The following is a 12,538-nucleotide window of genomic DNA, read 5'->3' as shown; positions in this document are numbered from 1 at the left end:
GCCCGAATGGCACTGCCCGAGAACGGCGCAGCGTGGCCGCCCCCGGAGTGGGCCGCGTACTACGACCGGATCGCCGTTGACGACGCGTGGTACTCCGGTGACCGGGCCCGCCTCGCCCGCATCTACGGCCGCGACCAGAAGGCACCGCGGCGACGGCTGTGGAACCGCCGCAGCACCGCACATCGCCCCGGCCGCGACACCCGCCTACACGTCCCCCTCGCCGGCGATATCGCGCAGACGTCCGCCGACATGCTGTTCGCGGACATGCCGCGCGTGATCGTCGGGGATGCCCGGACACAGGCCCGCCTCGACACCCTGCTCGCCGACGGACACGTTCAGCAGATGCTCTTGTCTGCCGCCGAACAGTGCGCCGCCCTGTCCGGGATCTACCTCCGGACGACGTGGGACCGCGAGCTAGTAGGCCGGCCGCTACTCACTGCCGTGCAGCCGGACAATGCCGTACCCGAGTTCCGATGGGGGATGCTCTCCGCCGTCAACTTCTGGCGAGAGTTGCCCGGCAGCACCACACAGCAGGTGTGGAGGCACGTCGAGCGGCACGAGCCCGGCCGCATCGTGCACGCCCTCTACCAGGGCAGCGGCGACAACATCGGTCGGCGCGTCCCCCTCGCCGAGCACCCCGACACGGCTCCCCTGGTCGGCAGCATTGAGAGCGACGGCGAGTCGACGACGACCGGAATCCGACAGCTCACGGCCTGCTACGTGCCGAACATGACCCCGAACCGGCTGCACCGCGGGTCACCTATCGGGCGCAGCGACTACGCCGCCCCTATCTATGACCAGCTCGACAGCCTCGACGAGGTGTGGACGTCATGGATGCGCGACATTCGGCTCGCCCGTGCGCGGCTGATCGTCCCCGATGGCTACCTACGGAGCAACGGCCCCGGCCGCGGGGCAACGTTCGACGAGGACGCCGAGGTATACGCCCAGCTCAACATGCCGCCGACCGAGAACGGCGGCATCACGTTGAGTCAGTTCGAGATCCGGGTCGAGGAGCACCAGCGCACCGCGGAGGCGCTGACCAGGCAGGCCGCCCAGTCCGCCGGCTACGCCGCCCGGAGTTTCGGCCTCGACCAGAACGGGGGTGCCGCCCGGACGGCGACCGAGGTCGACAGCGACGACGACAAGAGCATGATTACGCGCAGGAAGAAGGTCGGCCACTGGAGGCAGGGACTCTCTGACGTCCTGCTCGCCATGCTCGGCCTCGACGCCGTGCACTTTCGTACGGGACTCACCCCGGAGCGCCCGCGGGTCGAGTTTTCCGACGGAGTCGCAGAATCTCCAATGGACGTCGCCCAGACCCTCGACCTGCTGAACCGGGCACAAGCCGTGTCCACCGCCACCCGAGTCAAGATCCTTCACCCAGAGTGGGACGACGCGGAAGTCGCCGCCGAGGCCGCCGCAATCCTGCGGGAAACCGGCATGGGCGAGGCACCTGACCCGGGCGGTACGTACCCGCTCGCTGCGTGAGGACTCGGGGGTGATCCGGCATGCCGATTCACCCGGGCATGGTCGAGCCGTTGGCCGAGCAGACGCGGGACCTGTACGCAGGCGCCGAGGAACGCCTACTCGGCATCATCGCGCGCCAGCTCGCCGCCGGCCTCGACGCGCCCGGGTGGGTCGAGGCAAAGCTCGCCGCCGTGCAGCAGCTCAAGCGAGCCGCACAGAGCGTCGTCGACGAGTTGGGCCGCGCAACACAGCTCGAAGTGTGGGACGCGGTCGCCGAGGCGTACAACGTCGGGCACCGCGCCGCGGTTGCCGAGTTGGGTGCCCTGTCCGACGCAGCGCGCGCCCTGGTCGACGAACGCACCCCGAACGCCCAAGCCGTCGACCGCCTCGCACAGGAAGCGGTCGACGTCGTCACCGCGACCCATCGGTCGATCCTGCGGGCCGTCGTGGACACGTTCCGAGCCGTCGTTGCGTCCGTCGCCGCTACACCCCTGCTCGGTATCGGCACCCGCCGGCAGGCCACGCAGGACGCCATGCGGGCGTTCGCCGACCGCGGCATTCGGGCGTTCGTCGACCGCGCCGGCCGCCGTTGGCAGCTCAGCTCTTACGCCGAGATGGCCGTGAGGACGGCGACCGCCCGAGCCGCGACCGAGGCACACATGCGCACCCTCGCCGACGCCGGGGTTGAACTGGTTGTCGTCAGCGACGCCCCCCGCGAGTGCCCCCTGTGCCGTCCGTGGGAAGGCCGCGTATTGGCGATCAGTGGGCCCGCGGGGGCGCGTACGGTCGAGGTCGAGCACGCCACCGAGGATGGCCGTATGGTGCCCGTTCGCGTCGCGGGTAGCCTCGAAGAAGCCCGCGCCCGGGGGTTGCAGCACCCGAATTGCCGGCACTCCGTGAGCCTCTACTCGCCCGGCCTTACTCAGATCGAGCAGGCGACCAGCGACCCGGACGGGTACGCCGCTGGGCAGCGTCAGCGCGAGATCGAGCGGACCATACGAAAGTGGAAGCGCCGCGAGGCCGCGGCCGTCACCCCCGAGGCGAAGCGGGCCGCCCGCGCCAAGGTGCGCCAGTGGCAGGGCGCCATGCGCCAGCACCTCGCCGACCACCCCGACCTACGGCGCAACCGCACCCGCGAGCAGCCCGGGGCCGGGAACCTTCCCGAGCGCCGGGCCGAAGCCACACCCGAGCAGGTCGAGGCCGCCCGTGTGTGGTCCGGCGACGACGCCAGCGTACGAGCGATGAGCGACGACGACCTCGCCGCCGCCATGCGCTCCAACCTGCTCGACGACCGCGCCCGCCGCCGAATCGAGGCCGAGGCCGACCGCCGCGACCTCGCCGCCCTGCTCGACCGCGCCGCACCAGGCGGCATCCTCGCCGACGATCTGACGCCCTTCAGCGACGACGAACTTGGTCGCGTGCTCGGCCTGGTCGACGACGCCGCCGCCCTGCGGATCGCCGCCGAGATGGACCGCCGCGACGCCGCGGCCCGACTCCCGGGCGTCCGCCCGGATCTGGTCGGCCTGTCCGACGACGACCTCGCCGCCCGCGTACGGCACGCCATCGAGCACGACCTCGACGACGTCGACCAGCTCGCCGCCGAGGCGCACCGCCGCGACATGCTCGCCGCGCTCTTCCCCTCCGGCCGTTTGCTCGACGACCTGTCCGGCATCGGCGACGACGCCCTCGCATGGGCCATGCAGTACGCCACCGAGGCCGAACTACTGCGGATCGCCGCCGAGATGGACCGCCGCGACGCCGTCGCCCTACCGGCCCCGGCCGCCACGGGAAACGCCGTCGACGACCTGCTCGCCGACCGCGACGCCCTTGCCGAGGCCATGGGCGGCACCACGCCCGACCCTGCCGCGTGGGGAGCCCTCGCCGACGACCAGGCCCTCGACGACACCGACTCCGGATTCTGGGACGACCTGAAGCAGGCCGCCGCCAGGCTGTACGGGGACGACGACGACCACGACGAGCGGCACAGGATCACCCGCGCCGAGGCCCGCGCCCTCTACGACGAGTACGTGTATCGCCAGTACCTCGCCGCGGAGGACGCATGCCGCGGCTACCTGCTCAACAAGAAGGCGGAGGCCGCGGGCATCCGTCCCGAGACCCTGTTCAGCGGGCCCGCACGCATCGCGTACGCGCGCGCGTCGGACGAACTGAAAGAGTGGTGGAAGGAACACGGTCGGCTCACTCAGGCCGAGTTCATCGAGCAGGTGACCGGCAAGGCGCAGCGATGGGCCGCCGGCGCCCGCAAGAACGAGTCGGACCAGCAGAACAAGAGGTGATCCCCATGGGCACGCGCGAGGAGATCGTGAGGGCAGTCACGGCCGGCCGCGAGGCAGGCGACCGAGGCGACCCGCCGACCGCGTGTCCCTACCCGCTCACCTCGACGCTCAGTACCGCGTGGATACGCGGATACGCCGAGCGTCGCCCCACCGCCGACCAGGACGTCGACGACTGACAGCCGAACACCGCAGCACCACCTCAAAGGGGGCCCGCCCGAGCGGGCCCCCTTTCGCATGTCCACATCCGGCCGGGCGCCACCAGAAGCCCGCCGCCCCGAAGCGTCCCAGGAGGACACCGTGTCGACCCCGACGCCCGCACCCGCCTCGACTCCGGCCTCGACCGGCACCTCGCAGACCCCGGCCGCGCCCGCGCCGAGCACCAGCTCGACGCCGCAGCAGCCGCAGACCACCACGCCGCCACCCGCGCCGGCCCCGGCCGCCCCCTCCGCGCCGACCCCGCCGGAACAGCCGACCGAGGGCGACGTGTCCGCGCTTCCCGAGTGGGCCCAGAGGCTCATCGCGGACGCCCAGCAGCAGGCCCCCCAGCAGCCGCAGCAGACCCCGGCCGCGCCCGAGCAGGCCGCCGAGGGTGACCTGTCCAAGCTCCCCAAGTGGGCGCAGCGGCAGCTCACCCAGGCGCAGCAGCAGGCCAAAACCGCCGCGGTTCAGGCCGCCGTCCTGCGGGCCGCACCGGGCGCCGGCGCCAACGTGGCCGCCCTGCTCGATTCGCAGTCCGCCATGACCGCGCTCGACGCGGTCGACCCGACCGACCAGGCCGCCGTCACGGAAGCGATCAAGGCCGCCGTACAGGCACAGCCCCACCTTGCCGCCGCCGTCGGCCCCGCCCGCGGGGGCGCCGACTTCGGCAGCGCCACCCCGCCCGAGCGCAAGCCCGGATCGCTGCACGACGCCATCGCCGCCCGTCTGGGCGCCTGAACCAGGAGTAAGCACCCATGCCTGTCACCCTCGCCGAGGCGAAGAACAACGCACAGGACGACGTCGACGTCGCCGTGATCGATGAGTTCCGCAAGGAATCCGCGATCCTCGACTCGCTCACCTTCGCCGATGTCGTCAACCCCGCCGACGGCGGCGACACCCTCACCTACGGGTACCGCCGTCTGATCACCCAGCCGACCGCCGGTTTCCGGGCGATCAATTCGGAGTACACCGCGAGCGAAGTGCAGACCCAGCGGTACACGGTCGACCTCGCCGTCATGGGCGGTAGCTTCCGCGTCGATCGCGTCGTCGCCCGAATCGGTCCGGCCGCGTCCGGCGCCGTCACGCTGAACATGCAGCAGAAGATCAAGGCGACCCGGACTCAGTTCCAGGACACCGTCATCAACGGCGACACCGCCGTCGACGCCGACGGTTTCGACGGCCTCGACAAGGCCCTCGCCGGTTCCACGACCGAGTTCCGCGCGAGCCAGGTCACCGACTGGACCGACTTCGACACCGACCCCCGCGCCGAACACAAGGCCCTCGACGCCATCGACGAGTGGCTTTCCCTGCTCGACGGATCGCCGACGATCATCCTCGGCAACCAGCGCGCACTTGCCCGCGTTCGGGCCGCCGCGCGCCGCGCCGGCATGTACACCCGGAACCCGGTCGACGGCCTGCTCGGACCGAATGGCCGCCCGATCGTCCGCGAGCAGTACGGCGACGTGGTGTTCGCGGACCCGGGCGACAAGGCCGGATCGAACGACCCCATCATTCCGATCGAGACCCGCGACGTCGGGGCGCAGACCGGTGTGACCGGCCTTACCGACCTGTACGCGTACCGCGTCGGCCTCGATGGCTTCCACGGCGTCGCCTGCATAGGCGGCACCGTCGTCCGTCAGTGGCTCCCCCAGTTCGACACCCCGGGCGCCGTCAAGTTCGGCGAGGTCGAACTCGGCCCCGTCGCGGTCGCGCTCAAGGCCACGAAGGCGGCGACCGTCTTCCGCAACCTGAAGGTGAGCTGACCATGTCAGTCATTCACACCCCTGTGAAGGGATTCACCGGGCGCGGCGTAGCCGGCCTGCCTTTCGTCGACGGCCGGGCCGAGACCGACGACCCGGCCGTGATCGCCTACGCGCAGCGGCACGGCTACGACGTCGAGGACACCGCGCCGAAGCGGAAGGCCCCGGCCAAGACCGAGACACCGAAGGAGTAACCGTGCTCCGTGTCTACGCGACCCCTGAGCAGTTGGCCGCGTGGACCGGGCAGCCGGCCCCGGCCGACGCCGAGCGCCTGCTCGCCCGCGCGTCCGGAGACGTCGACGCCGCCCTGTTGTGCGCGTTCTACGAGACGACCGCCGCCGGCATGCCGACCGACCCGACCGTCGTGCAGGCCCTCGCCGACGCGACGTGCGCCCAGGTCGAGTACCAGCTCGCCACGGGCGACGACGGCACCGGGGCGTCCGTCCGATGGGGCAGCGTCTCAATCGGCCCCGTGTCGCTCGGCGACCGCCGCGACGACCCGCGGGCCCCGGGCGATGTCGACCTCGCACCGCGCGCACACCGCGCCCTGATGCTGTCCGGCCTGCTCCCGGGGGTGATCTGGTGAGAGTCCCCGGGTGGCTACTGCGCCACCGCGTCACCGTCGAGCCGTACGACGGCGACAGCGCGTACGGTCCGACCTACCGCCCGCCCGTCGAGGTCCGGGCCCTGGTCGCCGAGACGACCAAGGTCACCCGCAACCGCGAGGGCGTCGAGGTCACCAGCACGGCGCAGATCATCGCCGAGCCCGGCCTCGACTGCCCGGCCGAATCCCGTATCACCCTCCCGTCCGGCCGCATCACGAAGGCGATCAGCACCGCCCAGCACACCGCGCCCGGACTGCCGACCCCGGACTGTACGGAGGTGATGTGCGCGTGACGCAGCGAACCCGACTCCGCTGGAACGGGGCCGCCGCGCTCCGCGGCACCCGGGCCGGCGGCGCCCGCGGCCTACGCCTCGCAGCCGAGCACGTGCTCACCGAGTCCCGGCGGATCGTCCCCATTGAAGAGGCGGCCCTCGAACGGTCCGGAGTCGCCACGGTTGACGAGTCGTCCCTGACGGCCGCCGTCAGCTACGACACCCCGTATGCCGTCCGGCAACACGAGGAACTGACCTACCGCCACGACGCCGGGCGCACGGCAAAGTACCTCGAAAGGCCCCTCGCCGAGGAAGCCGCCACGGTCGCCGAGATCATCGCCGCACAGGTGCGGAGGTCGCTCCGTGGCTGATGTCACCGACGGCGCCGCCCGCCTGCTCGACGGCCTCGGCCTGCTCGACTACGACCCGACCGGTAAGACCGGCGACACGTTCGTTGAGCGCATGCCCGCCGACCCGGCCGCCGCCGTGTGCCTGTCCCTGTACGACGCCGGCGCCCCCGACGCGCGCAACGCCTACGACGTCGTGCGGCTACAGGTGCGCGTACGCGGGGGCCCGGACCCGCGCACCTCGCGCGACCGCGCGTGGGCGATCTACCGCGCCTTACACGGCCTCGCCGGGGTCGACCTCCCCGACGGAACGTGGCTCATCCTCGCCGCCGCCCGTGGCACCCCCGGCCCGATGGGCGCAGACGCCCAGGGCCGCCATGAACACGTCGTGAACTTCGACCTCGACGTGTCGTCCCCCAGCACCCACCGCACCGCATAGGAGGCCCCACCGTGGGACGCCCCATCGACGCCCGCGGGTGGTACTTCGAGGTCGAGGACACGACCCCGACAACGCCCGTATGGCACCGCCTGCCCAACATCAACAGTTGGACCTACAACCCTTCGGAGAACGAGGAGACGGCCGACACCACGACCAACGACAGCGAGGGCTATCACGAACAGGACGTGATGCAGCGGGGCGCGACGTTGGAGGTGTCCGGCCTGTACGCCGTGACAGGCACCCTCCGCGACCCCGGACAGGACTACGTCGACAACGTTTGGGCGTACCGGTTCGGCAGTGAGTCGCGCGGCCGAATGCGCTACCGACACCGGACACAGACCGAGTGGACCGTGTGGGAATGCACGATGAGCCCGGGTGAGAACGGTGGCGAGCACAACGCCAAAGTGAGCTGGGGCGCGACGTTCACCCGTTGCGGCGCCCCGACGACTGAGGCCGTCGTGCCGGACGGGGGTGCGTGATCGTGACCGAGAACCACGACCAGGCCCTCGACCTCGACGTCGAGCAGGGCGACGACGTCGCCGACTTCGACGCGTTCTTTGCTGAGCAGGCGCAGCCGCGCCCCCGTGGTGTCCCGCTGCGCCTGTTCGGCCGGACCTACATCCTCCCCCCGTCCCTGCCCGCGCTGTACGTGCTCCAGCTACACCGCGTCATGCACAGCACCAACCCAGAGGACGTAAGCCGCCTGCTCGCCGCCCTGTTCGGTCCCGACGCCGTCAACCACTGGGCAGACAACGGCATGGACGACCGACAGCTCGGCATCGTCCTGATGTGGGCGACGGCGAACGTCGCCTCGCCCGGGTCCCTGAGCATGGAGCAGGCCGCCGCCGAGTACGACAAGCGCGAGGCCGCCAAGGGAAAAGCGCGAGCGGCAACGACCAGGCCGAGGCCGAAGAGCCGGCCGAAGGGCAAGGGGAAGCGGCCGAACTCTGGTCGGCGGTAGTCCGCCACTGGGGCGCCGTCGAGGCCGACCTACGCCGCGAGTACAAACTCACCGCCGCAGAGGTCGCACGGCTCACCGTGCGCGAGTTCCTGGTGTGCCTGGGCGGCCTGCCCGCCGAATCCCGGTTCGCCCGGGCGTGGCAGTCGACGCCGCGCGTCGTGACGGACCCCGACGAGATCGCACGACTCACCAGCAGGTGAGCAGCACCACGACAACTACATAGCGCGCCTGCGGGGCGCCGATGGGGGGTGACCCATGTCCCTCACCGTCGGCGAGTTGGTCGGCTTCATCGACCTCGACGCGTCCGGGGCCGAGCAGGGCGTCGACCGCGCCGAGGCCGCCCTCGCTGGCCTTCAGCGCGACGCAGAGGGGCGTCTGCGGGATCTTCGGGGACGCTACGTCGCCGAAGGCGCAGCGATGGGCGCGGCCCTCGGCGACGGCATCGGGAACGGCGCGGAGGGCGCCGAGCGCAACCTCGCGGGTGTCGGCTCCGCACTCGGGGCCGCCCGGACGTCGACGCTCGCCCTGTCCGGGGCCGCGGTGGTCGCTGGCGGTGCACTCGCCGCCGTGCCGCTGGCGGTGATCGGCCTCGGCGCGAGAGTCCTCGCCGAGAACGAGCAGGTTAAGAGCGCGTTCTCTGGTCTGGCCGACCACGTCAAGTCGACGACGGCGGACCTCGCCGAGCCGCTGGTCGAGCCTTTCGTCGACGCCGCGGGTCAGCTCCGGGACATCTTCGACGACCTCGCGCCCGACCTCGGTGCCCTGTTCAAGGGCGTCGCCCCGCTGGTCGAGCCGCTGGTCGACGGCATCGGCGCATTGGCCAAGGGCGCCATGCCCGGACTGGTCGCCGCGGTCGAGGCCGCAGGCCCCGTCGTCGATGCCCTGTCGGCCGGCCTCGGCGCGGTCGGCGAGGGCATCGGCGGATTCTTCGAAGGCGTTGCTGAAGGTTCCGACGGCGCGGCCGAAGGACTGGGCGGTCTGCTCGGCGCGGTCGGCGAGATCCTGCCCGCGCTGGGCGGCCTGATCGGCACCCTCGCTGAGGCTGGCGGCCCGGTCCTTACCTCGGTCGCCCGCGCCCTGGTCCCGGTCGTCTCCGGTCTCGCCGACGCGCTCGGCCCCGCTCTTGCCGCACTCGGCCCGCCGCTTCAGACATTCATCGGCGCGCTTGGTAATGCCCTGGTGCCGATCATCGGCGAGTTGGGCCCGGTCCTGGCCGCCCTCGCGCAGACCTTCGGCCTGGTGCTTCAGGGCGTCTCGCCGCTCCTGCCCGTGTTGGGGCAGCTGGTCGCCGCGGTCCTGCCGATCTTCGCGGACCTCCTGACCGCGGTGCAGCCGCTCCTCACCACCCTTGGCGAGGCATTCGGACAGATCATGACCGCCCTGGCGCCGCTGGTACCGGTCATCGGCGACTTGCTGCTTGCCGCACTCGACGCGCTCATACCGATCATCGAGCCCTTGATCGGCCTGGTGGGCAAGCTCGCCGAGATCCTGGCCGACGGCCTCGCGCAGGTGATCACCTCCGTGGTCCTGCCGATCCTCCAAGCCATCGTCGCCCTCCTTCAAGGCGACTTCGACAAGGCATGGCAGCTTGCCCGCACGGCCGTCGAGAACGCCGCCGAACTAGTCGGCAAGGCAGTCGACAAGCTCGCCGAGTGGGTCGGCGACGGCATCGACGCGGCTATCGACTGGATTACCGGCCTGCCGCGGCGGGCGTACGACGCGCTGTCTCCGCTTGCGCGGCAGCTCGCCGACCGCGCGCGCACCGCCCTGTCCGACTTCAAGGACTCCGCCGTGCGTAAGGCCGGCGACTTCCTTACGTGGCTGAAGGGGCTTCCCGGACGGGCAGTTTCAGCGCTCGGCGACCTGGGGTCCCTCCTGGTCGACAAGGGCAAGGACATCGTGCGCGGCTTGGCCGACGGCGTGACCCGCATGGGCGGGTGGCTGAAGGACAAGCTGATGAGCTTCGCCCGGAACATGATCCCGGGGCCGATCGCCAAGGCCCTCGGTATCGCATCGCCGTCCAAGGTCATGGCGCGCGATATCGGCCGGTGGATTCCCGCGGGCGTGGTCAAGGGCATCGAGGGTGGCCGGGGCGCCGTCGACCGCGCCATGCGGACCCTTGTCGCCCCACCCACCGCGCCCCAGCTCACCGCCGCGTACGCGGGCGCGGGCGCCTACGGCTCCCCCTTCGCGCCAGCCTCGGGGAGCGGCGCCTTGGTGCAGATCGAGCATTGGCACGCCGCCGACCACGGCAGCCCCGACGACAACGCGCGTGCCCTTCAGTGGCTCGCCAAGGCGAGGGGGTGACGATGGCTTCCCCTGGTGACCTGCTCACCGCCCCCGGGCAGCTTCAGTACGGGCGCCTGCTCATGGGGCGCCACACGCCCTACCGATGGCGCGCCCTGACCGGCTGGGGCGCACTGCCCGCGCTCGACTCCGGGACCGTGCCGCGGCCAGCCGCCCACGGTGCCATCCCGGGCCAGTTCTTCGCGCAGGTCCGAACGGTCGGGGTCGAGGGACTGGTCGTGCGCGCACCTCGGTCGCGGATCGGCGAGGTAGTCGAGACGCTGGAAGCCGCGACCGTGCCCGTCGACGACGAGCAGCCCCTCGCCGTGTGGCTGGACGAGCGCGGCCCCCGGTTGGTGTGGGCCCGCTGCACCCGCCGGGCCCTTCCCGTCGAGGCCGGTTACGGCTTGGGGACCATCCTGGGCGGGGCGATCGAGTGGGAGGCGAGCGACCCGCGCCGGTACGGCCTGGTCGAGCACACCGCCACGGCGACTCTCCCCGCCCCCGAGCCGGGCCTCGCCTTCCCGCTCGCCTTCCCGCTCTCCTTCGGCGCCCCAGGCAGCACCGGGGCCATGACCGTCCACAACGGCGGGAACAGCGCCACACACCCGGTGATCGAGATACGGGGCCCCGTCGACCTGCCGAGCATCACCAACACCACCACGGGCGACATCCTCGAATACGACCTGCCCCTCGCGGCCGGCGATGTGCTCGCCATCGACACCCGCGCGGGCGCCGTCACCCTCAACGGGCATGCCTCACGGCTGTACACCGCGACCGCGCGCAGCGCCCCAGAGAACACGTTCACCCTGCCGCCCGGTGCCTCGACGCTGCTCTACCGCGCCGCCCCCGGAAGCGCCGATCCGGCAGCGTCCGCCACCGTGCGCTACCGCGCCGCCTACTGGTAAGGAGACCCACCGTGACCGTCCGCGCAGGATGGCTGACGCCGACCGGGCAGACCCGCGAGGACACCCGCGCCGTACCCGTCGGCACCATGACCCCCGCCGGCGAACTGACCACCCGAAGCGGCGTGATCCCCGGTGGTGACCCCCTCGCCGCCACCGGCACCGCCGCCATGCAACTTCAGATTGGTATTGGTCGGGCAGTCGTTCAGGGAACCGCCGCGCAAGGCGCCTATCCCGTCGCCGTGACCGCCCCGGAGACGCTGACGTTCGCCGACGGCAGCGCCCAGTTCGGCCGCATCGACAGCGTCGTCGCCCGGGTGTACGACGGACTGTTCGACACCTTCGGCCAGACCCTCGCCACGATCGAAATCGTGCAGGGCGAAGCGAGCGCCACACCGACCCCGCCGGCCCTCCCACCGGCCACGCTGCGACTGTGGGACGTCACCGTGCCCGCGGGGACGTCTGCCGGTACCGGCGGTATCAACTGGACCACGGCGCTTACAGACCGCCGGGTGTACACCGTGGCCGTGGGCGGTATCGCCCCGGGCGCTCTCGACGGCACCCACGCCGGGCAGTGGCGCGACACCGGCATTCTTGAACGGTTCACCGGGACCGCGTGGGAGCCAACGATCCGGCTCGGCAACGCTGGACAGGTGCAGCTCGGCGACGCACGCCTCTACCGCTCCGCCGCCTCCACGCTGAAGACCGACAGCTCGCTTGTGGTCAAGACCCACAAGACGTACGCGGGTGAGACCGGTAAGGCCACCGTCACCTTTTCGAGCACCACCTCTCACCTTCGGACCATCACGTTCACGACGCCGTTCGCAGCCCCGCCCACCGTGTTCGTCAACATCAACTCCGCGGCAGGGCAAACGAGCCAGTGGCACGTACGCGCCTACAACATCAGCGCGACCGCGTTCACGCTCTGGTGCTTCCGTGACGTCGCCGGGGCGTGGTCAGGCGTCGAAGTCGGATGGGCCGCATTCGCCACCCCGTGACCCGCAG

Annotated in this window: 16 protein-coding genes; all 16 read left to right on the top strand. The window is 71.5% G+C overall.

What is annotated here, in order from left to right; all coding sequences use genetic code 11:
- Positions 1–6 precede the first annotated feature (6 nt).
- The 16 genes from BJP40_RS25640 to BJP40_RS25575 all read left to right on the top strand — a co-directional run bounded on the left by BJP40_RS25640 (position 7) and on the right by BJP40_RS25575 (position 12,531).
- Positions 7–1,488: a phage portal protein gene (locus BJP40_RS25640; protein ID WP_071282722.1), complete on the top strand. Its 1,482-nt coding sequence runs from the start codon at positions 7–9 to the stop codon at positions 1,486–1,488.
- Positions 1,489–1,508: 20 nt separating this feature from the next.
- On the top strand, positions 1,509–3,761 hold the full coding sequence (locus BJP40_RS25635; RefSeq protein ID WP_079171460.1) for a phage minor capsid protein: 2,253 nt from the start codon (positions 1,509–1,511) through the stop codon (positions 3,759–3,761).
- Positions 3,762–3,766: 5 nt separating this feature from the next.
- Positions 3,767–3,937: an Rmf/CrpP fold protein gene (locus tag BJP40_RS34610; RefSeq protein ID WP_177204482.1), complete on the top strand. Its 171-nt coding sequence runs from the start codon at positions 3,767–3,769 to the stop codon at positions 3,935–3,937.
- 121 nt (positions 3,938–4,058) lie between these two features.
- Positions 4,059–4,697, top strand: coding sequence for a hypothetical protein (locus BJP40_RS25630; protein ID WP_071282718.1), 639 nt, complete (start codon positions 4,059–4,061; stop codon positions 4,695–4,697).
- A gap of 17 nt (positions 4,698–4,714) precedes the next feature.
- Positions 4,715–5,722 (top strand): major capsid protein, encoded by a 1,008-nt coding sequence (locus BJP40_RS25625; protein ID WP_071282716.1) that lies wholly within the window; start codon positions 4,715–4,717, stop codon positions 5,720–5,722.
- A 2-nt stretch (positions 5,723–5,724) separates the two neighbouring features.
- Positions 5,725–5,913: a hypothetical protein gene (locus BJP40_RS33790; RefSeq protein WP_071282714.1), complete on the top strand. Its 189-nt coding sequence runs from the start codon at positions 5,725–5,727 to the stop codon at positions 5,911–5,913.
- A gap of 2 nt (positions 5,914–5,915) precedes the next feature.
- Positions 5,916–6,305 (top strand): hypothetical protein, encoded by a 390-nt coding sequence (locus BJP40_RS25615; protein WP_071282712.1) that lies wholly within the window; start codon positions 5,916–5,918, stop codon positions 6,303–6,305.
- Positions 6,302–6,616 carry a hypothetical protein gene (locus BJP40_RS25610; RefSeq protein WP_177204481.1) on the top strand — a complete coding sequence of 105 codons (315 nt, stop codon included), beginning with the start codon at positions 6,302–6,304 and terminating at the stop codon, positions 6,614–6,616. Before BJP40_RS25615 ends, BJP40_RS25610 begins: the two co-directional genes overlap by 4 nt.
- Complete coding sequence (locus BJP40_RS25605) at positions 6,613–6,966, top strand: minor capsid protein (protein WP_071282880.1); 354 nt, start codon at positions 6,613–6,615, stop codon at positions 6,964–6,966. Before BJP40_RS25610 ends, BJP40_RS25605 begins: the two co-directional genes overlap by 4 nt.
- The gene (locus tag BJP40_RS25600) at positions 6,959–7,381 is read left to right on the top strand and encodes a minor capsid protein (protein WP_071282710.1); all 423 of its coding nucleotides are present in this window, start codon (positions 6,959–6,961) and stop codon (positions 7,379–7,381) included. The genes BJP40_RS25605 and BJP40_RS25600 overlap by 8 nt, the downstream gene beginning before the upstream one ends.
- A gap of 11 nt (positions 7,382–7,392) precedes the next feature.
- On the top strand, positions 7,393–7,860 hold the full coding sequence (locus BJP40_RS25595) for a phage tail tube protein (protein WP_079171459.1): 468 nt from the start codon (positions 7,393–7,395) through the stop codon (positions 7,858–7,860).
- A gap of 2 nt (positions 7,861–7,862) precedes the next feature.
- Positions 7,863–8,342: a hypothetical protein gene (locus tag BJP40_RS25590; protein ID WP_143066029.1), complete on the top strand. Its 480-nt coding sequence runs from the start codon at positions 7,863–7,865 to the stop codon at positions 8,340–8,342.
- A 77-nt stretch (positions 8,343–8,419) separates the two neighbouring features.
- Positions 8,420–8,542 carry a hypothetical protein gene (locus BJP40_RS35935; protein ID WP_256220821.1) on the top strand — a complete coding sequence of 41 codons (123 nt, stop codon included), beginning with the start codon at positions 8,420–8,422 and terminating at the stop codon, positions 8,540–8,542.
- A gap of 55 nt (positions 8,543–8,597) precedes the next feature.
- Positions 8,598–10,649: a hypothetical protein gene (locus tag BJP40_RS25585; RefSeq protein ID WP_071282704.1), complete on the top strand. Its 2,052-nt coding sequence runs from the start codon at positions 8,598–8,600 to the stop codon at positions 10,647–10,649.
- 2 nt (positions 10,650–10,651) lie between these two features.
- Entirely contained in the window at positions 10,652–11,536 is an 885-nt protein-coding gene (locus BJP40_RS25580; RefSeq protein ID WP_071282702.1) for a phage tail domain-containing protein, read from the top strand.
- An 11-nt stretch (positions 11,537–11,547) separates the two neighbouring features.
- On the top strand, positions 11,548–12,531 hold the full coding sequence (locus BJP40_RS25575) for an H-type lectin domain-containing protein (protein ID WP_071282700.1): 984 nt from the start codon (positions 11,548–11,550) through the stop codon (positions 12,529–12,531).
- Positions 12,532–12,538 lie beyond the last annotated feature (7 nt).

It is taken from the genome of Streptomyces sp. CC53 (assembly GCF_001865245.1).
Classification (GTDB): domain Bacteria; phylum Actinomycetota; class Actinomycetes; order Streptomycetales; family Streptomycetaceae; genus Streptomyces.
The sequence above is the reverse complement of the archived record's forward strand: the minus strand, read 5'-3'. Positions and strand labels throughout refer to the sequence as shown.